Below are 21,321 nucleotides of genomic sequence, written 5' to 3'. Positions count from 1 at the left end.
AGGCCGGCCATTGGCGCTAACGCCAAATGCTTTGCCAGGATCCTCTCTGTTTAGAAACCCCTGTAACTGCCCATCCCTTTGTGCCATCCGCGCTTGTTGTTCACTCATTGGCGGTGATCGAGAGAAACGCCAGTGACCTTCCATTCATATCCCTCTGCGAATAGCGAGCGAGGTGCCGACTGACCGGAAAGGCTGCGGAGGCTCGTTTGTCGATCCGATCACACTCTAAGACACTGACAAGCCAAATTGGCGTTGAAAATTGACAGAAGATAAAAAATATATTCTATTAAAAAATATATTTTATTCGCATAAAAAAGGATATCCCGTGTCAATGTCCGCAAACGAAGGAATGCAGAGCATTCAGGAAATGGTAGACAGCACGGGGACGCGTCGCGGCCAAGTGCTGTTGCTGACTATGTGCGCGCTTTGTCTACTGTGTGATGGTTTCGATATCCAGGCTATGGGTTATGCCGCACCGGCCATTCGGGATGCCTGGTCGCTGGAAACCGCGGTGCTGGGCCCGGTATTTAGCGCCGGCTTGGCCGGCATTGCCATCGGTGCCTTTGCTCTGGGCTGGCTTGCCGATCGCATCGGACGCAGGCCGTCCATCATTTCTGCCACGCTCATTTTTGGCGTATTCACCCTGTGTTCTGCCTTCGCCCAGAATGTTAACCAACTGATGGGGTTCCGTTTCCTTGCCGGTATAGCCTTAGGCGGCGTGATGCCCAACTGTATTGCATTGGTTGTCGAATACAGCCCCTTACGCCAGCGAGCGACCTATATCACTGCGATAACCTGTTTTTTTGCGATCGGCGGTGGGCTGGGTGGCGTTACCGCGGCTTTGCTGATCCCGCTCGTTGGCTGGCAGGCTATTTTTATTCTCGGAGGGCTTTTGCCGATTATCCTGGCGATTTCTATGTGGGCTTACCTGCCGGAGTCGGCACAATGGATGTTGAGATGCGGAAAGGGAGAAGCGGCAATTCGTTCAACCTTGCGAAAAGTGTTTCCGGAGCAGCAGGCCATGAGCGTCGATCTTTCCAACAGCCACATTGGCATGCAGCGCGCCAAAGCCACGGTGGTTGATCTCTTTCGAGATAACCGTGCTGCGTTCACCTTGCTGCTTTGGCTGGTGAATTTTATGAATCTTATCGATCTCTATTTTTTGGCAAATTGGCTGCCAACCCTGATCAAGGACGCGGGTCTGTCGCTGGAAATCGCCAATTTGGCCACGGGAGCATTACAGTTTGGCGGGGTTTTAGGCACCCTGGCGCTGGGTCGCCTGATTGATAAATTCGGGGCTTACAGTGTGCTTATCACCGGCTTTTCAATTGCGGCCCTTTCAATAGCCGCGATAGGTTTTGAGCCGAAAAATCTGCTGATACTATTCAGCTCGGTCTTTGTTACGGGCGTTTTCGTCGTCGGCGGCATGCCGGGGGTAAATGCACTGGCTGCCGGCGGTTACCCGACATTTTTGCGTTCAACCGGTTTAGGTTGGGGGCTGGGTATAGGGCGGGGCGCTTCGATGCTCGGGCCTCTATTGGGAGCTGCACTGATTGCCCGCCATTGGATGGCATCCGATCTGTTGCTGCTTGCGGCGGTGCCGGCGGTGGTATCGGCGTTAGCCATTGGGGGGATGTGGTTGCAAAAACGTGAAAGTCATTATGATTGATCGAGTGTGCTAAATTGATTTCATTGACGTTAGGGAGAGGGCGTTGTTCGCGGGAGTAAAATCGGGATTGGTGGATTTCAGATACAAAAAAACACCCGTTAAGGTGCTTGTCTGTGATCATTAAGATTGGTTGCGGAGGCCGGATTTGAACCGACGACCTTCGGGTTATGAGCCCGACGAGCTACCAGGCTGCTCCACCCCGCGTCCGTCTTAATGCTTGTATTATCGTAAACCAACTTTCATAAGATACCGCTGGTACAGTATCGGTTGGTTGCGGGGGCCGGATTTGAACCGACGACCTTCGGGTTATGAGCCCGACGAGCTACCAGGCTGCTCCACCCCGCGTCCGTATAATACTTTTTTCATCGAATCCAACACTTACTTGATACTGCTCTTGCAGTATCGGTTGGTTGCGGAGGCCGGATTTGAACCGACGACCTTCGGGTTATGAGCCCGACGAGCTACCAGGCTGCTCCACCCCGCGTCCGATGGAAGCGCACTATACTCTCCGTGCATTTTGTTGCAACCCTTTTTGCATTTTATTGAACTAAAACAGCCTTTCTGTCGAATTAGCCCGCAATTTGCGTTCTTTTTCACCATTGTCTGGCCAGGGGCTTTTTTTATAGGCGGCGATTCCTTTATCTATGGGCGTTTGTTATCGTTCGCCGAGAGATCATATCAGTTGAGAGTGTGCGCGATGAAAGGACGTTGGGGCAAATACCTGCTGGGCGGGTTAATGGTAGCGATACTGGCAGGCTGTTCATCTAAGCCGACCGATCGGGGACAGCAATATAAGGATGGACGTCTGGATCAGTCGCTGGAGTTGGTGAATCAACCCAACGCGAAAGGTGTACCGGTTAATGCCAAGGATTATTCAGATCAGCTGATGGAGATTAAATACGCTTCTCCTTCACTTTTTAATCGCAACAACACCACCTATCAGGCAGTACAGAACTGGATGGCCTCCGGCGCCGATACGCGCAATCTGAACCAGTACGGCCTCAGCGCTTACCAGATGGAAGGCGTAGACAACTACGGCAACGTTCAGTTTACCGGTTACTACACGCCGGTAGTGCAGGCGCGCTATACCCAGCAGGGTGAGTTCCGTTATCCGCTGTACCGCATGCCGCCAAAAGGAAAAGGCCGCCTGCCCGATCGCGCGGGCATTTACTCAGGCGCGTTGGATGACCGTTATATCGTGGCGTACACCAACTCCCTGATGGACAACTTTATGATGGAAGTCCAGGGCAGTGGCTATGTGGATTACGGCAACGGCCAACCGTTGGTGTTCTTCGGCTACGGCGGCAAGAACGGCCATGCTTATCGCAGCATTGGCAAGGTGCTGATCGATCGCGGTGAAGTGGCGAAGGCAGATATGTCGATGCAGGCGATTCGTCAGTGGGCGGATACCCACAGCGCGGCAGAAGTGCGTGAGCTGCTGGAACAAAACCCTTCCTTTGTCTTCTTCCGTCCGGAGGCCTTTGCACCGGTACGGGGTGCCAGTGCGGTGCCGCTGATCGCCAAAGCCTCGGTGGCCTCCGACCGTTCACTGATCCCGGCGGGCACCACGCTGCTGGCGGAAGTGCCACTGCTGGACAACAAGGGTAAATTCACGGGAAAATATGAGATGCGTCTGATGGTGGCGCTGGACGTGGGTGGGGCGATCAAAGGCCAGCACTTCGATATGTACCAGGGCATCGGGGCTGACGCCGGTCACTCGGCGGGTTATTACAACCACTATGGCCGCGTTTGGGTGCTCAAAGGCGCCAACGTAAACGCGCCGCTGTTTACCAGCCAGACCAGCTCCGCCTCCGGCGGTTCGCTGTTGGTCACCCGTTAACGGCACCAGGCTTTACCCGATAAATTTCAGGCTGGTCGTCTGACTGTGGCTTGAAAGGCAACGGGTATACCGAAATTGACCCGCGAGGGCCGGATCCTCCGGCCCTCGAGACTGCAGACAAACATATAATGTTTGGTGGCAGGCGCTAAAGATTTTGAAAATAATCAGGAAAATCAATTTATTGATTTTCGGCTGATAACACAAAGGGGGAAAAACCACGCTTTTATCCCCCTTTGTCAATAATCTTAAGGGCCGGATCCTCCGGCCCTTATCATTTGCAAAGTTAAGGTAATCAAAGCGTTATGAGCACAGCCTATTCTGAAGCCTATCTGCAGCGTTTTGGCGGCACGGCACGTTTATACGGTCAGCAGGCGTTGGCGCTGTTTGCCCAGGCGCACATTTGCGTGATTGGCATCGGCGGTGTGGGCTCCTGGGCGGCAGAAGCGCTGGCGCGTACCGGCATCGGCGCTATTACGCTGATAGATATGGACGATGTCTGCGTCACCAACACCAACCGTCAAATTCATGCGCTGCGCCAACATGTCGGGCAGTCAAAAACAGAAGTGATGGCGGAGCGTATCCTGGCGATCAACCCAGAGTGTCGGGTGACCTGCATTGACGATTTCATTACGGCGGACAATGTTGCCGAGCTGCTCGATAACAATTTCAGCTACGTCATTGACGCGATTGACAGCGTGCGGCCGAAGGCGGCACTGTTGGCTTATTGTCGACGCTACAAGATACCTGTGGTCACCACCGGCGGTGCCGGTGGACAGATAGACCCGACCCAGATTGCGGTGGTCGATCTGGCGAAAACCATACAGGATCCGCTGGCGGCCAAGCTGCGTGAGCGGCTGAAAAATGATTTCAACGTGGTGAAGAGCAGCAAGGGCAAGCTGGGCATCGACTGCGTGTTTTCCAGCGAACCCTTGGTTTATCCGCAGCCGGATGGCAGCGTTTGCGCGTCGCGCAGCACCGCAGAAGGGCCAAAAAGAATGGATTGCAGTGCGGGATTCGGTGCGGCAACCATGGTTACCGCGACCTTTGGCTTTGTCGCCGTTTCTCACGCGCTGAAAAAGATGGTAGCGAAAGCCGCGCGTCAGGCGTAGCGGGTGCCGATCGCTTTCACTGCGGCAGCCAGCGCTTCCAGTCCACTGGCTCGGGTGGCGCTGAGCTGGGCGCGTAGCGCCAACTGATCAAACAACCCCAAGGGGTCCATCGCCGCGATTTGTTGCGGCGTTTTTCCTTCCACCGCCGTCAGCAGCACCGCCAACAGGCCGCGTACGATACGACCTTCGCTGTCGCCATAAAAATGCAGCGTCCCGTCCGCCTGCAACTGATGCCCCAGCCAGACCCGGTTTTCACAGCCGCTCAATTCCATTTCCGCTGCACGTAATGCTTCCGGCAACGGGGGCAGCTGCTTTGCCAGCATGATCAGTTGGCGATAGCGATCTTCCCACTGTTTCAGCGCGGTAAATTTTTCGATTAGCGCCCCGGCGGTGATTTCACGGCCAAAGGGATGAGGGGCAAGCATAGCGTCTCCGATGTTCATTCAGTCTAGTCGGCCAGCAGGTCGATGGCGTTGATCAGGGCTGCGACCAAAGCATCGACATCTTCCTGGGTGTTATAAGGTGCAAAGGAGGCTCGCAGCGTCCCACTGACGCCGAGCGCCGCCATCAGCGGTTGGGCGCAGTGCTGGCCGGCACGCACGGCGATGCCTTGTTCTGCCAGCAGGGTGACGATGTCGCTGTGGTGGATGCCGGCAATATCGAATGCCAGCAGGCTGGAGCCTGAGCAACGGAAGCTGCGAAAGCCCGGTAATCCCCCCAACCTTTGTTCGGCGTTATCGGCCAGGCCACGGCTGTAGCGTTCGGCAGCCAACATGTCCTGATTGGAAAGCCACTCCAGTGCGGCGGCTAACCCCAACACGCCGGCGATATTGGGCGTTCCAGCTTCAAAGCAGTGAGGAGGCTTTTGCGGCGTGAACCCCTCGAACGATGCCTGGGTCAGCATCTTGCCGCCGCCCTGCCACGGTGCCATTTGCGCCAATAACTCGCTCTTGCCGTACAGCGCCCCTATGCCGGTTGGGCCGTAGAGTTTGTGGCCGGAGAAAGCGTAGAAATCAATATCAAGCCGCTGAACATCGGCAGGGCAGTGCACTATGCCTTGCGCGCCGTCGATCATCACGCGTGCGCCGGCGCGGTGGGCCAAAGTGATGGCATACGCCAGATCCGGGCAGCCGCCGGTGACGTTGGACATTTGCCCCAGTGCCAGCAGACGGGTTTTGGCGTTGAGCAGGCCAGGCAACAATGTCAGGTCCGGCAGGCGATCTGCACCAAGGGGCAGTTTTACCACCCGAGCTCCGGTTTGCTCTGCCACCATCAACCAGGGGATCAGATTGGCGTGATGCTCGGCTTCGCTCACCAGAATTTCGTCACCCGGTTGCAGCAGTGGGCGAGCATAGCTCTGCGCTATCAGGTTGATGGCTTCGGTGGTGCCGCGGGTCCAGATAATATCATCGGCTGAAGGGGCGTTGATCAGTGTAGCGACCTGTTGGCGCGCCTGCTCGAAACGGGCAGTCAGGTCCTGTGCGGCCCTATGCTGGCTACGATGCACCGTTGCCGCATCGTCACGATAAAACTGCTGCGTAGCGGCGATGACCGCCAGAGGTTTTAATGCGGTGGCGGCGCTGTCGAGATAAATGCCCGCCTGCTGCAATGCAGGAAACTGATTACGGAAGTCGATGGGATTAAAAGGCGTCATACCCTGATTATCACTGGCTGGAGTCAATCACTGATCCTGTCTTATTTTACGGCTGGAGACAAGCTATCACGACCATTAGGACTTATCGCCTGGCAATCTTGGGAAAGTTTGTTATGCTAATAAGTACGCGCTAAATAATGGCGTTGAATAATAGAAAGGGTTTTTTACAGCATTTAAAACTACAAGGAGTCCACAATGAAGAAGACAGCCGCAGTTATCTCTGCTCTGATGCTTACGTTCACCCTGGCAGCCTGCTCCAGCAATTACGTGATGCACACCAATGATGGGCGCACTATTGTCGCTGACGGCAAGCCAAAAGTGGACAACGACACCGGGATGATCAGCTATAAAGATGCCAACGGTGTTGAGCAGCAGATCAACCGCTCCGACGTGAAAGAAATGGTTGAAAGCAACCAGTAACCAGTAAACGTCAGGCAAAAAAAAGCACCGCAAAGCTTGCGGTGCTGCATAAAATCACTATGGACAGACAGGGTAAATGTACAGGAAGTGAAAAAACAGTAGCTTAGCTACCACGTCTGGATTGCCAGACAATTTGCAAACACAACATCACAACCACAAGCCAAAAGTTCATCGGCGTCCTCGACACCCACTCCCTTTTCGTTCCGGCCCGGGAAGTGCCGCCACTATAGGTATTTGCTGGCGCATGCTCAACGGACAATTTATAATGGCTCGGATTAAAAAAACTAATGGTAGCGCTTTGTTGTTCTGTGCCTTTTGCACCGCACACCACGCCGCCTGATTTTTTATGCCGAATCACTCGGAATATTGTTACACAAAAGTAGCTAATAAATGTCTAAACGCTTACCACCTCTGAATGCACTGCGGGTCTTTGACGCGGCTGCTCGTCATCTGAGTTTTACCAAAGCGGCTGAAGAACTGTTTGTCACCCAGGCCGCGGTGAGCCACCAGATCAAGTCGCTGGAGGACTTCCTCGGCCTGAAGCTGTTTCGGCGCCGCAACCGCTCGCTGTTGCTGACGGAAGAAGGGCAAAGTTATTATCTGGATATCAAGGAAATCTTCTCCTCGATCAATGAGGCAACGCGCAAGTTACAGGCGCGCAGCGCCAAGGGTGCACTGACCGTCAGTTTGCCTCCCAGTTTTGCCATTCAGTGGCTGGTGCCCCGCTTGTCCGGCTTTAACTCAGCTTATCCGGGAATTGACGTGCGTATCCAGGCGGTGGACCGTGAAGAAGACAAGCTGGCGGATGACGTGGACGTGGCGATTTTCTATGGTCGCGGCAACTGGACTGGGTTGCGCGCCGAGCGTTTATACGCGGAATACCTGCTGCCGGTATGCTCTCCCAGCCTGCTTACCGGCGAACATGCGTTAAAAATGACGAGCGATCTGGCTTATCACACGCTACTGCATGATACTTCACGCCGCGATTGGCTGGCCTACACGCGCCAGTTGGGGTTGCAGCACATCAATGTACAGCAGGGGCCGATTTTCAGCCACAGCGCCATGGTGGTTCAGGCGGCAGTGCATGGGCAGGGGATTGCCTTGGTCAATAACGTGATGGCACAGACCGAGATCGAAGCCGGGCGATTGGTATGCCCGTTTAACGACGTCCTGGTCAGTAAAAATGCTTTTTATCTGGTATGTCATGACAGTCAGGCAGAACTGGGTAAAATAGCCGCCTTTCGTCAGTGGATCCTGGCGCGGGCAGCCAGCGAGCAAGAAAAGTTCCGCTTTCGCTACGAACAATGAGGCCGGTCGCCGTTTTGTCGCCGCCGGTTTTTTTCAATAAAGGTAAATAACGATGAGCAGTCGTTCAATGCTGATTTTTGCCGCTATCAGCGGTTTTGTATTTGTTGCTCTGGGCGCGTTTGGCGCACACGTATTAAGTGGCACGCTGGGCGCTAACGAGATGGCCTGGATCCGTACCGGGCTGGAATATCAGGGCTTTCATACCCTGACGATCCTGGCACTGGCAGTGGCGATGCAACGCCGTGTCAGCCTGTGGTTTTACTGGAGCGGGGCGTTATTGGCGCTCGGCACCGTACTGTTCAGCGGCAGCCTGTACTGTCTGGCGCTGTCGCACCTGAAGGTCTGGGTCTATATCACGCCGATTGGCGGCGTGTGTTTCCTGGCCGGTTGGGTATTGATGTTGATTGGCGCTTTGCGTCTGAGGAAAAAGGCCGAGCGCCATGAATAAGATTGCGTTGTATTGCCGCCAGGGTTTTGAAAAAGAGTGTGCGGCGGAAATTACCGCCAAGGCTGCCGAGCTGGAAGTGTTTGGCTTCGCCAGAGTGAAGGACAACAGCGGCTACGTGCTTTTTGAGTGCTACCAACCGGACGATGCCGATCGCCTGGCGCGGGAAATTCCGTTCCGCGAGCTGATTTTTGCCCGCCAGATGCTGGTGGTGGGCGAGCTTCTGCGTGATTTGCCGCCGGAAGATCGCGTATCACCGATCGTTGGCATGCTGATTGGCGTGGTGGATCGCGGTGGTGAGCTGCGAGTAGAAGTGCCGGACACCAACGAAAGCAAAGAGCTGATGAAGTTCTGCCGCAAACTGACGGTGCCGTTGCGCGCCGCGATGCGTGAGCAGAAAGTGTTGATGGCCCGTGAGAATGCAACCCGTCCCGTGGTGCACGTGTTCTTTATCGCGCCGGGTTGCTGTTATGTCGGTTACTCCTTCAGCAACAACAACTCACCGTTCTATATGGGCATTCCGCGCCTTAAATTCCCTTCAGACGCGCCAAGCCGTTCTACGCTGAAGCTGGAAGAGGCATTCCACGTGTTTATCCCCGCCGACGAGTGGGACGAGCGTTTGGCCAGCGGTATGCATGCGGTCGATCTGGGGGCCTGTCCGGGCGGTTGGACCTACCAACTGGTGCAACGCAGCATGATGGTGCACGCGGTGGACAATGGCCCGATGGCGCCAAGCCTGATGGATACCGGACAGGTAACCCATCACCGCGCCGACGGGTTCAGATATGAACCTTCCAGCAGCAAGATTTACTGGCTGGTGTGTGACATGGTGGAAAAACCTGCGAAGGTGACCAGCTTGATGATCCAATGGCTGGTGAAAGGCTGGTGTCGCGAGGCGATCTTCAACCTGAAGTTGCCGATGAAAAAACGCTACGAAGAGGTTTCGCAGAACCTGCAGTCGATCAGGGAAGCGCTGGATGCGGCGGGTATCAGCTCGCAAATCCATGCCAAGCAGCTGTACCACGATCGTGAAGAAGTTACCGTGCACGTCCGCCGTATGTGGTCTGCCGTGGCTGGTCGTCGCGACGAGCGTGATTAATTGAGCGGGCGCTTTCTGCAGCGCCCTGGTTTATGCCGGTAACCGCAGTTGCTGCAGGTTACCGGTTAACGTCAGGTCGGTGCGCAAGGTGGCGACCTTTTTACTGATATAAGCCATGTCGCGGTGTTGTTGAAGTTTACCGCGCCATTTCTCCGGCACCTGCTCCAGGGCCTGGTAGAGCCCGTCCAGTGAACCTGCCTGCTGCAACAGCAACACCGCCGTTTTCGGTCCGATGCCGGCTACACCAGGGATCTTGCTGCTACTGATCCCCGCCAATCCCCAGTAATCCGCCAACTGCTGTGGCGATACCCCAAACTCCTGCTGCACAAACGGCATATCCAGCCAGCGCTTTTGAAAGTAATCGCGAATTTGCACGCTGGGTGCCAACAACTGACAGTAACCTTTGTCGGTGGACACAATAGTGACCTGATGGCCGCCGCCTGCGATTTTGGCCGTCAGCGTTGCCGCCAGATCGTCCGCTTCATTGCCTGGCGAGTGCCAACAGGCGACGCCGAGGGCCTCGAACGCCTGGCGAAGCTGCGGCATTTCCTGCTGCAGATTCTCCGGCATCGGCGAACGTCCGGCTTTATAGTCGGGCAGGATCTGATGACGCCAGCTTTCGCTGCGATCGTCCTCGTCGAATACCGCCACCGCGTGCGTTGGGCGGCTGTGCTGGATCAACTGTTGCACGGCGTGCTGGCAGGCGTTGACACAGGGAGACCCCTGCACGGCGTGAATGCGGCGGATGAGGTTGAGGGCGTCGACAATCAGTAGGTGTATAGGCATTAACTCGTCGTCTTTCAAGCTGCAGCGTTGCTGACTTCACGTACTCCCCCCAAGTAAGCTCTGGGGATGAACACGCTTACCGCCTGGCTGCAACTTGAAATCCATATAGAGTAAAGGCGGAAAAGTCAGGTAAAAAGAAGGGCGGTTATTAAGCCGCCCAGAGGGTTCGTTAAGCGACTATTTCGTAGCAGGGTACATAGGCGCTGCCCGGCAGCTTCATACGGTGTTGAGCAACGAAGCCCTGCAACAGGCTGTCCATCTGTTTCATCATCTGCGGTTCGCCGTGCAGCTTGTACGGGCCGAACTGCTCAATGGCATGAATGCCATTTTCCTTCACGTTGCCGGCGACGATGCCGGAAAACGCGCGGCGTAGCGCAGCGGCCAACTGTTCGGCCGGCTGGTCCGGATACAGGTTGAGATTCGCCATATTTTCATGGCTCGGCTCGAATGGTAATTGCAGATCCGGCGCGATGCGAATAGACCAGTTGAAGCTGTAGGCATCGCCGGTATTGCGGCGGTTTTCTTTCACCAGCGGCATGGCTTTTTTCATCTGCCGCGCCACTTCCGCCGGATCGTCGATGATGATGGTGTAATGGCGGCGCGCTGCGTCCCCCAGCGTGTTCATGATGAACTCGTCCAACACGCGGAAATAGTCGGCGCTCTCTTTTGGCCCGGTGAGGATCAGCGGCAAGACCTGTTCGCTGTTTTCCGGGTTCATCAGAATACCCAGCAGATACAGCAGTTCTTCCGCCGTGCCAACGCCGCCCGGGAAGATGATGATACCGTGGGCAATACGGACGAAGGCCTCCAGGCGTTTTTCGATGTCCGGCATGATAACCAGCTCATTGACCAGCGGGTTTGGCGGTTCTGCGGCAATGATTGAAGGTTCGGTCATGCCGATAAAACGGCTGTTGCGGTAGCGCTGCTGGGCGTGGCCCACGGCGGCGCCTTTCATCGGCGCTTCCATGGCACCCGGTCCGCAGCCGGTACAGATATTCAGCTCGCGCAGGCCCAGTTGGCTGCCGACCTTGCGGGCATAAAGGTATTCATTTTCATTGATCGAATGGCCGCCCCAGCACACCACCAGGTTAGGATCCTCATCGAGGTGCAACGCACGGGCGTTACGCAGGATAGAGAACACCAGGTTGGTAATGTGGGCCGAGTTTTCCAGATTCAGATGCTGGAAACGGCCGGCGCTGTCGATCTGCCCGTGAACGAACAGAATATCGCGCAGCACGGCGAACAGGTTGGCCTGCAGCGAGCGGATAATTCGACCGTCGACAAAGGCGTCTTCCGGTGGGTTAACCAGTTCGAGTTTCACACCGCGCTCACGGCGCAGCACGTTGATATCAAAGGTTTCGTAGCGTGACAGCAGCTGTTTGCTGTTGTCGGTCTGGCTGCCGGAGTTCAAAACGGCCAGCGAACAGTTGCGGAACAAACGGTATAGATCACTGCTGGCGGTACGCTTCAGCATGTCTACTTCCAGCTGCGACAGCAAATCCATAGAGCCAAGCGGGCTGATGTGTGTAATCAAGGTAACTCCTTTGCACCCGGAACGGGGCAGTAGTAATCCATACGCAGCAAAACAGCATCTCGTTATTGTCAGGGCACGGCGGTAAAACCCGACCGGAATGCCCGGCGCACCTGATTTAACCTTACCGCCGTCCCCCGATTTTTACCAACACAAACCACTCGTTAGCTCAGTTGTTGAGCAATGTTTCGCACTATTGGCGTGTCGGACGACCTCGAAACGGGACAAAGTCCGTTTTGCTGCGCCAGGGATTGATGTCCTGCCCGCCGCGACGGGGGCAACGTGCGTAGATTGTCAGGCTTTGCCCAGCGTCAGTTCCGACAGGGAAGGGGCTTGGTTGGAGGACATCTGCTGTCACCTTGGTGAGAGATAGGTACAATGGTCGCCAGTTTACCGTATGCGAGAAAAAATATGGACCACGATGTACCGCACGCCCTGCGTGAATTTACCCAGCGTTATGTTGAGCTTTGGCAGCAGGAGCGCGGTCATGCGCCGGCAAGTCAGGAGCTGTACGGCGTGCCGTCGCCCTGCCTGGTCGAAAACCGTGATGACCAGGCGCTGTGGTTGCCGCAACCCTTCACCCCGGCCGCAACGCTGGAAAAGGTAGAGACTGCGCTTGAGCTTCGTCTGCAGCCGGACATCAATCTGTTTTATACCCAGCAGTATGCTGGCGATATGGGTGCGCAGTTCGGCGAACATCATTTGACCTTGCTGCAGGTATGGAGCGAAGACGATTTTATCCGCCTGCAGGAAAACCTGATCGGTCATCTGGTAACGCAAAAACGTTTGAAACTGTCCCCGACGCTGTTCCTGGCAACCACCGAATCAGAAATGACCCTGGTCTCTTTGTGCAACGTCAGTGGGAATGTGGTGCTGGAGCAATTTGGCAGTGATAAGCGCACCCTGCTGGCCGCGTCGCTGGGCAATTTCCTCGATGCATTGCGCCCGCGGATAGACGATTGATGCTAATTTGACCGCATTGCTTGTGCGAGATCTCTCACAAGCGTTGTGAGAGATCGCTTTTAATTTTTGGCTCACTGCCGATTAGAAGCATTTTATTGTTATCCAGATCAATTGGTTAGTTTTTCTTTAGGATAACTCTTAGCATTAATTTGTAGCACGCCTGCCAGTAAGCCCTTGTGAACCCGGGATAATTAAGCGATCTTATGTTCACCGGAAGGGATACGGTGGAGCTGGAAAGCATCAGGATGATGCAGCTTCAGGATGAAGAAGTGGATGCGCTCAGTGAAGAGCGAAGGACGGCGTCAGGAGATGCCAGGATGTTTCAGGACTGAAACCAGGGACACCTCCAGGATGGAGATTGAGAGCCAGCAAGGGATGGTTGGCGGGTCATGAAGACTAAGGAACCGCATCAGGACGATGCTACGGGACAACGCCAGGATGGTTTGGTCAGGATGGCCGCAGGAAAAGTTTTCAAGGATTGAGCAGGGAGCACACTGTGTAGCGGGACTGCTATAAAACGAACCGAGGGCACTGTTAGCGCAGTGCCCTCAACTTTTTATACGGATTTATGCTTTAAGCCGTCAACAGGCTTAACCCTGCTCGAATTCATCTCAGTTGTTAACCAATCGCCCCCAGCGTATCGCCATCGACCTGTTTTTTAGGCAGCAGGAACAGCGTGGCATAAATATCCAGCAGATAAATCGCCGCCAGCAGGCTGATTGCCGCAGCGAAGGATACCTGCGTCACCAATGCGCCGATCACCAATGGCCCCAGGCCGCCAACGCCTCGCCCCAGATTGAACAAAATGTTTTGTGCGGTAGCGCGCGCCTGTACCGGGTAAGTATCGGAGATCAACGCGCCGTAGCCGCCAATCATCCCATTAACGAACATTCCCATCAGCGCGCCGGCAAACAGCATTAACGTCGGGTCGCTAAGTTGCGCATAGACCACTACCATCACCACCGCACCGATCTGATAGCTGATAAAAATCTTCCAGCGGCTGAAGCGGTCGGCCAAGACGCCAAACAGCCAGATACCGAACGTCATGCCGATCACCGTAACCGCTGTCCACAGGCCTGACTTGGTTAATGAGAAACCGAAGTTTTTGGCCAGGTAGGTCGGCATCCAAATCATCAGCCCGTAATAGCCGAAGTTCTGCACCGAGCACAAAATAAAAATACCGATACTGGCCTTGCTGGTGGCGCGGTCTTTGAACAGCAGCCTGATACGTTGGGCGAAAGAGAGCTGTTCACCGGTGCTTTGCTGGCGGACGAACGCTTCCGGTTCTCCCAGGGTGCGGCGGATCAGGAACGACGCCAGTGCGGGCAACAAGCCCACCAGGAACATGCCGCGCCAGCCGATATGCGTCAGCAGTAACGGGGTGAGAAACGCCGCCGCCAATACGCCAAGCTGCCAGCCCATGCCCACGTAGGCCGAGGCTCGATTGCGTTTTTCCGCCGGCCAGGCTTCGGCGATCAGCGCCATGCCGATACCGAACTCCCCGCCCAGCCCGATGCCCGCCAGCGTACGGTAGGCGAGCAAATCCCAGTAGCCTTGTGCCAGGGCACAAAGGCCGGTAAACACCGAGAACATCAGGATGGTGATGGTCAATACCCGGATACGACCAAAGCGATCGCTGAGGTGACCGAAAATCACCCCGCCCAGTACGGCGCCGATCAGCGTCCAGGTGACCAGCGAACCGGCGGCGGAAGAACTCAATCCCATTTCGATACTGATGGCCGGCAGCATAAAGCCGAGGATCAGCAAGTCAAAGCCGTCCATGGCGTAGCCGGTGACCGAAGCCAGCATGGCTTTGCCGGGCGTGGCGTGATTTTTTGTCGGTGTGATTGCAGGCATGTGTCTAATCTGTTTGGTTTAGTCGGTGTGTCTATTGTGCCGTGGGGCGCTGGACGCCACCAGATAAAAACGGCTGCGCTAGTCAAGTCAGCCGAATTTGGGCTATAAAAATGCTATGCTTTGCCGCTTTTCAGCCACGCGGCTGAATCATCATCATGAAAATAGATCGGGAATGCAGATGAGTATAAATAATCAGGTTCGCCACAGTTTGCAGGCGATTGAACAGTCAATGCGCGATCTGGCTCTGTGGCAGGCTGCACCGCCTGAGCCTGAGGCCTTCGCCAGCACTGAACCTTTCTGCGTAGACAGCATGTCGGCCGAAGCCTGGCTGCAATGGGTGTTTCTGCCACGTATGTACGCGCTGCTGGATGCGGATGCGCCTTTACCTACGCGCTTTGCCATCACGCCTTATTTTGAAGAGGCGCTGAAAGACAATGAGCCCAACTGCATGCCGCTGCTGGTTGTGCTGCAGAAATTGGATAACATGCTGAATAAAGAGTCGTAATTATATTCCGACGTGGCCGCTGATTTTCGCCAGGCGGCAGATGGATGTATTAGCGCAGACGCCAGGACAGGGTATTTGGCGGCGTCTTTCGAACCCGATAAACCCTGGCCGTTTATCCGGGGATCTGCAAAGGATTATAAGGTGCTGCAATAATGGATTTATTAAAGTTTATCCTTCGTCTGCCTTTTACGTTAATCAAGGGTGCATTCCGCCTGTTGGCATTGAGCCTGGCGTTACTGGGGCGGTTATTCAGGCCGCTGATCGGTAATCTTGCCTGGAGTGCGCCTGCTTGGTGGACTGCGCTGTCTGGCGGTGTGAAACGGACGTTTTTGCGGCTGGAAAGCGGCGTAAACAAATACCCGAAAGCCATCAGTCTGGCGTTGCTGATTTTGTTGTGCATCGCCGGTGGCGCTGTCTACGGCTGGCACTGGTGGCTGAACCGACCGCAACCGATCGAACCGGCACCCATGGTGTATCAGCAAACCGACGTGCAGGCCGCTGGCCCTGAAGCGATAAACTACGCCGTTCAGAAGCCGACACCGCAGAAGCTAAGCCTGACGTTCAGTCACTCGGCGGCACCTTTGACCGACGTTGGCAAGACGGTGACCAAGGGCGTGACGCTTAAGCCGCAGGCCGAGGGCCAGTGGATCTGGAACGACGCTTCAACCCTGGTCTTTACGCCGAAAAAACCGCTGCCGATGGGCACGCAATACCAGGTTAACCTCGATCCTGCCACGTTACTGGCGCCGCAGATCAAACTCGCCAACACCCGTTACACCTTTAACGTGCCCGCTTTTAATTACCAGCTTGGCCAGGCCGAGTATTACCAGGACCCGCAGGATCCGAAGAAGCGCAGCGCTATCTTTAATCTGAAGTTCAATGCGCCGTTGGACGTCACCAGCTTTGAAAAACAGGTCTCGCTGGGATTGAAGGAAGGCAACGCCAAGTCGGAGAAAAAGCTCAACTTCTCGCTGGTCTACGATGAGAAAAAACTCAACGCCTGGATCCACTCAGAGCCGCTGCAGGCGCTGGATCAGGGCGGCGTGGTGCACCTGACCGTCGGCAAGGGTATCAAAGCGACGGTGCCCGCCAACACCATCGATGAAGTGAAAAGCAACGGGGTCACGGTACCGACGCTGTACAGCCTGGCGCTGAGCGATGCCAGCGCCCAGGTGGTGGACGCCGAGGGTGCCAAGGGGCAGCGGGCTCTGATCGTCGCTTTCAGCGATGCCGTCAAGGATAAAGAGCTGGCACGCGCGACCAAAGCCTGGTTGCTGCCACAGCACGATCCCAGCGATGCTGAAGCCGCTAAAGACCCGAATGATTTTTACCAGTGGGATACCGACAGCGTCGCCAAGAATGTGCTGGCGCAGTCAACGCCGCTGACTTTGACGCTCAACGAGGCCGAAGAGAGCTACCAGCCGCAGTTCAGCTTCAAATTCGATGCCCCGGCGCATCGCTTCATGCTGCTTGAGATCGACAATCAGCTGGTCTCCAACGGCGGTTATAAAATGCCGAAAAAGGCCTTCCGGGTGATTGAGGTGCCGGAGTTCCCGAAATCCCTGCAGTTCATGTCGCAAGGATCGCTACTGTCGGTGAACGGCGATAAGCAGATCAGCGTTGCCGCGCGCAACGTGGCGGGCCTGCGCCTGGATATCAAACGGGTGATCCCAAGCCAATTGCAGCACATAGTTTCTTTCAAAAGCCGGGAATACTCTTCCGCCGAGTTTAACCGGCTGGATGACGAATATTTTACCGAGCATTTTAAATACCAGACCGCGCTCAATAATGACCAGCCGGGCGTGGTGAATTATCAGGGCATCGATCTTTCCCGCTACTTGTCCACCAATCCTGATTCTCACCGCGGCGTGTTTCTGCTGACGCTGTCCGAATGGCAGCCGAACCAGAAACCGGCGGAGGAAGAGGCAGGAGCCGATGAACCTCAGGAAGAAAGCGACGATCAGGACAGGGTCGGTGATTCACGTTTTGTGGTTGTGACCGACCTGGGCATTGTCGCCAAAAGCTCTCAGGACAAAACGCGCGATGTATTTGTCCAATCGATCCACAGCGGTGCACCGGTCGGCAGCGCGAAAGTGTCGGTGATCGCGAAAAACGGCGTAACCTTGCTCAGTCAAATCACCGATGCCAACGGCCACGTGCGCTTCCCGGCGCTTGACGTTTACACCAATGAGCGCCAGCCGGTGATGTTCCTGGTGGAAAAAGAGGGGGATGTTTCCTTCTTGCCGACCGGCAGCTATAACGATCGCGGGTTGGATTTCTCGCGCTTCGACATTGCCGGTGAGCAGACCCCCACCGATCCGCGTGCGCTCAGCAGCTACCTGTTCTCCGATCGGGGCGTTTATCGGCCGGGAGACACCTTTAATATCGGCCTGATCACCCGCGCCGCCGATTGGGGCGTGGGGCTGGCCGGCGTGCCGGTACGTGCTGAAATCCGCGATCCGCGCGATAAGCTGATGACCACGGTGCCGCTGACGTTGGGCGCCAGCGGGTTCAATGAGCTGAGTTACACCACCGATGAGAATTCACCCACCGGCGAGTGGAACGTCTATCTGTATCTGGTGGGGAAAAACCACGACACCTCAACGCTGCTCGGTCATACCTCCGTCAATGTGAAAGAGTTTGAGCCGGATCAGCTGAAGGTGAAGCTGGAACTGACACCAAACCGTCAACAGGGCTGGGTGAAACCTTCGGAATTGCAGGCCAATATTGATGTGCAGAATCTGTTTGGCACGCCGGCGCAAGATCGTCGCGTCACCTCACGATTGACCCTGCGACCCATGTACCCGAGCTTTGACCGCTTCCCGGACTACGCCTTCTACGAAAACCGGCAAAACAGCGACGGCTTCGAAACCGAGTTGGAAGAGCGCACTACCGACGAGCATGGCGCGGCTAACATTCCGCTGGATCTCAAAGGCTATGCCGATGCCACTTATCAGCTGCAGCTGTTGTCGGAAGCCTTCGTCGCCGGCGGTGGGCGTTCGGTGGCGGCTACCGCCAGAGCCCTGGTATCGCCTTATGACTATCTGGTTGGCGTGAAGGCAGATGGAGATCTTGGCTATATCAACCGCGATGCGGTGCGTCAGTTGAATGTGATCGCCGTAGATCCGTCGCTCAAACAGATTGCCCTGGCGGATCTGAAGCTGGTGCTGATCGAACAGAAATACATTTCCGTGCTGACCAAGCAGGATTCCGGCGTTTACAAATATCAATCGAAAATGAAGGAAGTGTCGCTGTCGGAGCAGCCGTTGGCACTGAGTGAACAGGGGAATGATCTGCGGCTGGCGACCGACAAGCCGGGTGACTTTGTGCTGGTGATTGAGGACGCGCAGGGCAAGGTGCTTAACCGCGTTGCCTACAGCGTGGCCGGGAATGCCAACCTTAGCCGTTCGCTGGATCGCAATGCGGAACTGAAATTGAAGCTTAACCAGGCGGAATATCAGCCTGGCGAAGAGATAGAGGTGTCGATCAACGCGCCTTACACCGGTAGCGGGCTGATCACCATCGAGAAAGATCGGGTTTACGCCTGGCAGTGGTTCCATAGCGACACCACTAGTTCGGTACAGAAAATTCGCCTGCCGGCCGGCCTGGAGGGCAACGGTTACATCAACGTGCAGTTTGTGCGCGACGTCAACTCCAGCGAAATCTTTATGAGCCCGCTGAGTTACGGCGTTATGCCTTTCAAAATCAGCACCCGCGCACGGCAAAATGGGCTGCAAGTGACGGCACCGACGGTGATTAAGCCCGGTGAGGATCTGACCATGTCGGTGAAAACCGACGGCCCGCAGCAGGTGGCGTTGTTTGCCGTCGATGAAGGGATCCTGCAGGTGGCTCGCTACCGGTTAAAAGATCCGCTGGAGTTCTTCTTCAGCAAGCGTGAACTGAGCGTCACCAGCTCGCAAATTCTTGACCTGATCCTGCCGGAGTTCAGCAAGCTGATGGCGCTGACGGCGGCCCCGGGCGGCGACGCAGGGGAAGGGTTGGATCTCAACCTGAACCCGTTCAAACGCAAGCGCGATAAGCCGGTCGCCTACTGGTCCGGCATCACCGAGGTGAACGGCGAGAAGTCATTCGTCTATCCGGTGCCGGATTACTTCAACGGTAAAATCCGGGTCATGGCTATCTCGGTGACGCCGGACAAGATCGGCAAGGCGCAAACCGCCGCGACGGTGCGGGACAACTTCATCATGACGCCAAACGTGCCGGCGATGGTGGCACCGGGCGATGAGTTTGACGTCAGCGTGGGCGTCAGTAACAACCTCGAAGGATTGAACGGTCAACCGGTGGCGGTGAGCGTGCACTTGACGCCACCTCCTCAGTTGGAAGTGGTGGGCAATGCGGTACAAGGTCTGTCGCTGGCGGAAAAACGCGAGGGTGTGGTTAATTTCCGACTGCGTGCCAAATCTGCGTTGGGGGATGCACCTTTGGTGTTTGACGCCAGCTATGGCGACAAGAGCAGCCGCCGCACGGTCAGCACCTCGGTGCGCCCGGCAATGCCGTACCGCACCCAAACGGTGATGGGACGGATGAGCGGCAGCAGCCAAAACGTCGAAGGCCTGCGTCAGATGTTTGACGCCTATGCGCAGCGCCAGGCGGCGGTTTCCCATTCGCCGCTGGTGCTGACCAACGGGCTGGCTCAATACCTGGCAGACTACCCTTATTACTGTTCCGAGCAGATCGTCAGCCGCTCCATTCCGCTGATCCTGCAGAGCCGTCATCCGGAAATGGCGGGGGGCCTGAGCCAGGCAGAGGTTAGCAAACAACTACGCAACCTGCTCGGCGTGTTGCGTTCTCGCCAGAATGACAGCGGGGCCATCGGCGCCTGGCGGTCATCACCAGATGCCGATCCTTTCGTTACGCCGTATGTGGTCCAGTATCTGTTGGAGGCCAAAGAAGCCGGGTATGCGCTGCCGGAGGGCATGCTTGAGGAAGCCAACGGCGCACTGCGTGAACTGGCGGCCAGCGGCTTTGACGACCTGTATCTGCTGCGTTTGCGCAGCTGGGCTATCTATCTGCTGACGCGGCAAGGCGAGGTGACCACCAATGCGCTGGCAATGGTGCAGGATACGCTGCAAAAACGCTATCCGGACAGTTGGAAAACCGATCTGAGCGCGCTGTATCTGGCATCTTCTTATCAATTGCTGAAGATGGATGACGAGGCCGCCGCACTGTTGCAGCCAAGCTGGCAGCAGTTGAGCAAAGCCTATGACAACGCCTGGTGGACGCAGAATTACTTTGATCCGCTGGTGCAGGATGCGACGCGGCTGTATTTGATTACCCGCCATTTCCCGGAAAAGGTGGCATCGATTCCGCCGCAGGTGCTGGAGAACATGGTGAAGGCGCTGAAAGAAGAGCGTTACACCACCTACTCTTCCGCGATGAGCATACTGGCGCTGGAGAGCTATTCGGCTCAGGTGGCGCAGTCTGCCAACGCGGGTGCGCTGGAGATTGCACAGATCGGTAAAGGCGGCAATGCGGCACCACAGCGGATAGCCGAGCTGCAGGGGCTGTTTGCCAAAGGGCGGTTTACCGCTGATGCCGCCGCTGTCCGCTTCACCAACAGCGGCGATGCGCCGGCCTGGTACTCGGTGACTCAGGCAGGTTATGACCTTGCTGCGCCACAGAAAGCCCTGGCACGCGGGCTGGAAATCACCCGCGATTACACCGATGAGCAGGGTAAGCCGGTCACGCAGGTAACGCTGGGGCAGAAGGTCAATGTACATCTGAAAATCCGCGCTAACGCTAAAGAGGGGTTGAGCAATCTGGCGATCGTCGATCTGTTGCCGGGCGGGTTCGAAGTGGTGCAGCAAACGCCGCCGGAACCAGCCGCTGAAGAAGGCAGCGAGGAGGAAGCGCAAAGCAGCGGTTGGCAGTCACCGCTGGCGGCTTCAGGATCCAGCTGGGCGCCGGATTACAGCGATATTCGTGAAGATCGGGTGATCATTTACGGCAGTGCCAGCACCGAGGTGCAGACGTTCGTTTACCAGATCAAAGCGACCAATACCGGCAGCTTTGTCATCCCACCGGCCTATGGCGAAGCCATGTATGACCGTGAAGTGCAGGCCATGTCGGTCGGCAGCGGTAAGCTGGTGGTGGTGCCGGCGGAAAATAAATAAG

15 protein-coding genes, 3 tRNA genes and 1 pseudogene are annotated in these 21,321 nt (G+C 56.0%); 10 read left to right on the top strand and 9 right to left on the bottom strand.

Going from position 1 to position 21,321, the window contains the following annotated elements:
* The first annotated feature begins 259 nt into the window (after positions 1 to 259).
* A complete protein-coding gene (locus tag EBA31_RS20700) occupies positions 260 to 1,669 on the top strand; it encodes an MFS transporter (RefSeq protein ID WP_162302909.1) in 1,410 nt (469 codons plus the stop codon).
* Positions 1,670 to 1,796: 127 nt separating this feature from the next.
* Here the strand turns inward: EBA31_RS20700 and EBA31_RS20695 are convergent.
* The 3 genes from EBA31_RS20695 to EBA31_RS20685 form a co-directional block, all read right to left on the bottom strand.
* Positions 1,797 to 1,873: transfer RNA gene (locus EBA31_RS20695), tRNA-Met, on the bottom strand.
* A gap of 64 nt (positions 1,874 to 1,937) precedes the next feature.
* Positions 1,938 to 2,014 (bottom strand) — tRNA-Met (locus tag EBA31_RS20690).
* A 62-nt stretch (positions 2,015 to 2,076) separates the two neighbouring features.
* Positions 2,077 to 2,153: transfer RNA gene (locus EBA31_RS20685), tRNA-Met, on the bottom strand.
* A gap of 213 nt (positions 2,154 to 2,366) precedes the next feature.
* Here EBA31_RS20685 and mltA point away from each other — a divergent pair.
* The gene (mltA, locus tag EBA31_RS20680; RefSeq protein WP_020828385.1) at positions 2,367 to 3,509 is read left to right on the top strand and encodes a murein transglycosylase A; all 1,143 of its coding nucleotides are present in this window, start codon (positions 2,367 to 2,369) and stop codon (positions 3,507 to 3,509) included.
* Positions 3,510 to 3,811: 302 nt separating this feature from the next.
* The gene (gene tcdA, locus EBA31_RS20675) at positions 3,812 to 4,618 is read left to right on the top strand and encodes a tRNA cyclic N6-threonylcarbamoyladenosine(37) synthase TcdA (RefSeq protein ID WP_122080088.1); all 807 of its coding nucleotides are present in this window, start codon (positions 3,812 to 3,814) and stop codon (positions 4,616 to 4,618) included.
* On the opposite strand, the gene csdE is transcribed toward tcdA, so the two are convergent.
* Together csdE and csdA are read right to left on the bottom strand one after the other, a co-directional pair.
* A complete protein-coding gene (csdE, locus tag EBA31_RS20670) occupies positions 4,609 to 5,043 on the bottom strand; it encodes a cysteine desulfurase sulfur acceptor subunit CsdE (RefSeq protein WP_122080087.1) in 435 nt (144 codons plus the stop codon). The genes tcdA and csdE overlap by 10 nt on opposite strands.
* Positions 5,044 to 5,066: 23 nt before the next feature.
* Positions 5,067 to 6,272: a cysteine desulfurase CsdA gene (gene csdA, locus EBA31_RS20665; RefSeq protein ID WP_046372766.1), complete on the bottom strand. Its 1,206-nt coding sequence runs from the start codon at positions 6,270 to 6,272 to the stop codon at positions 5,067 to 5,069.
* Between the two features lie 195 nt (positions 6,273 to 6,467).
* Between csdA and EBA31_RS20660 the strand changes: the two genes are divergently transcribed.
* The 4 genes from EBA31_RS20660 (at position 6,468) to rlmM (ending at position 9,544) form a co-directional block, all read left to right on the top strand.
* On the top strand, positions 6,468 to 6,692 hold the full coding sequence (locus EBA31_RS20660) for a YgdI/YgdR family lipoprotein (RefSeq protein ID WP_004952250.1): 225 nt from the start codon (positions 6,468 to 6,470) through the stop codon (positions 6,690 to 6,692).
* Between the two features lie 390 nt (positions 6,693 to 7,082).
* Positions 7,083 to 8,000, top strand: a complete 918-nt coding sequence (locus EBA31_RS20655) for a transcriptional regulator GcvA (protein ID WP_044553150.1) — start codon at positions 7,083 to 7,085, stop codon at positions 7,998 to 8,000.
* Positions 8,001 to 8,052: 52 nt separating this feature from the next.
* On the top strand, positions 8,053 to 8,448 hold the full coding sequence (locus tag EBA31_RS20650; RefSeq protein ID WP_020828380.1) for a DUF423 domain-containing protein: 396 nt from the start codon (positions 8,053 to 8,055) through the stop codon (positions 8,446 to 8,448).
* Positions 8,441 to 9,544: a 23S rRNA (cytidine(2498)-2'-O)-methyltransferase RlmM gene (gene rlmM / locus EBA31_RS20645; RefSeq protein WP_020828379.1), complete on the top strand. Its 1,104-nt coding sequence runs from the start codon at positions 8,441 to 8,443 to the stop codon at positions 9,542 to 9,544. Before EBA31_RS20650 ends, rlmM begins: the two co-directional genes overlap by 8 nt.
* Before the next feature lie 30 nt (positions 9,545 to 9,574).
* Here the strand turns inward: rlmM and xni are convergent, their stop codons facing one another.
* The 3 genes and pseudogenes from xni to queF all read right to left on the bottom strand — a co-directional run.
* Positions 9,575 to 10,330, bottom strand: coding sequence for a flap endonuclease Xni (gene xni / locus EBA31_RS20640; protein ID WP_020828378.1), 756 nt, complete (start codon positions 10,328 to 10,330; stop codon positions 9,575 to 9,577).
* Between the two features lie 169 nt (positions 10,331 to 10,499).
* A complete protein-coding gene (gene ppnN / locus EBA31_RS20635) occupies positions 10,500 to 11,864 on the bottom strand; it encodes a nucleotide 5'-monophosphate nucleosidase PpnN (RefSeq protein ID WP_122080086.1) in 1,365 nt (454 codons plus the stop codon).
* 190 nt (positions 11,865 to 12,054) lie between these two features.
* A pseudogene (gene queF / locus EBA31_RS27125) lies at positions 12,055 to 12,165 on the bottom strand (NADPH-dependent 7-cyano-7-deazaguanine reductase QueF); the annotation flags it as partial.
* Between the two features lie 107 nt (positions 12,166 to 12,272).
* Here queF and syd point away from each other — a divergent pair.
* A complete protein-coding gene (gene syd, locus EBA31_RS20630) occupies positions 12,273 to 12,824 on the top strand; it encodes a SecY-interacting protein (protein WP_122080085.1) in 552 nt (183 codons plus the stop codon).
* Positions 12,825 to 13,442: 618 nt separating this feature from the next.
* Here syd and EBA31_RS20625 read toward each other — a convergent pair.
* Positions 13,443 to 14,681 (bottom strand): MFS transporter, encoded by a 1,239-nt coding sequence (locus tag EBA31_RS20625; RefSeq protein ID WP_122080084.1) that lies wholly within the window; start codon positions 14,679 to 14,681, stop codon positions 13,443 to 13,445.
* Positions 14,682 to 14,859: 178 nt separating this feature from the next.
* Here EBA31_RS20625 and EBA31_RS20620 point away from each other — a divergent pair, with 178 nt between their 5' ends.
* A complete protein-coding gene (locus tag EBA31_RS20620; RefSeq protein WP_202914211.1) occupies positions 14,860 to 15,186 on the top strand; it encodes a YqcC family protein in 327 nt (108 codons plus the stop codon).
* Between the two features lie 152 nt (positions 15,187 to 15,338).
* The gene (locus EBA31_RS20615) at positions 15,339 to 21,320 is read left to right on the top strand and encodes an alpha-2-macroglobulin (RefSeq protein ID WP_122080082.1); all 5,982 of its coding nucleotides are present in this window, start codon (positions 15,339 to 15,341) and stop codon (positions 21,318 to 21,320) included.
* Position 21,321: the final 1 nt, after the last annotated feature.

This window comes from Serratia sp. P2ACOL2 (assembly GCF_003691565.1).
Taxonomy (GTDB): domain Bacteria; phylum Pseudomonadota; class Gammaproteobacteria; order Enterobacterales; family Enterobacteriaceae; genus Serratia; species Serratia liquefaciens.
The sequence above is the reverse complement of the archived record's forward strand: the minus strand, read 5'-3'. Positions and strand labels throughout refer to the sequence as shown.

Coding starts and splice junctions, on each gene's coding strand:
- EBA31_RS20625 (WP_122080084.1), bottom strand. CDS start 14,681: ATGCCTGCAATCACACCGACAAAAAATCACGCCACGCCCGGCAAAGCC.
- xni (WP_020828378.1), bottom strand. CDS start 10,330: ATGCCTATACACCTACTGATTGTCGACGCCCTCAACCTCATCCGCCGC.
- mltA (WP_020828385.1), top strand. CDS start 2,367: ATGAAAGGACGTTGGGGCAAATACCTGCTGGGCGGGTTAATGGTAGCG.
- EBA31_RS20615 (WP_122080082.1), top strand. CDS start 15,339: ATGGATTTATTAAAGTTTATCCTTCGTCTGCCTTTTACGTTAATCAAG.
- syd (WP_122080085.1), top strand. CDS start 12,273: ATGGACCACGATGTACCGCACGCCCTGCGTGAATTTACCCAGCGTTAT.
- rlmM (WP_020828379.1), top strand. CDS start 8,441: ATGAATAAGATTGCGTTGTATTGCCGCCAGGGTTTTGAAAAAGAGTGT.
- EBA31_RS20620 (WP_202914211.1), top strand. CDS start 14,860: ATGAGTATAAATAATCAGGTTCGCCACAGTTTGCAGGCGATTGAACAG.
- EBA31_RS20655 (WP_044553150.1), top strand. CDS start 7,083: ATGTCTAAACGCTTACCACCTCTGAATGCACTGCGGGTCTTTGACGCG.
- EBA31_RS20660 (WP_004952250.1), top strand. CDS start 6,468: ATGAAGAAGACAGCCGCAGTTATCTCTGCTCTGATGCTTACGTTCACC.
- EBA31_RS20650 (WP_020828380.1), top strand. CDS start 8,053: ATGAGCAGTCGTTCAATGCTGATTTTTGCCGCTATCAGCGGTTTTGTA.
- csdA (WP_046372766.1), bottom strand. CDS start 6,272: ATGACGCCTTTTAATCCCATCGACTTCCGTAATCAGTTTCCTGCATTG.
- csdE (WP_122080087.1), bottom strand. CDS start 5,043: ATGCTTGCCCCTCATCCCTTTGGCCGTGAAATCACCGCCGGGGCGCTA.
- tcdA (WP_122080088.1), top strand. CDS start 3,812: ATGAGCACAGCCTATTCTGAAGCCTATCTGCAGCGTTTTGGCGGCACG.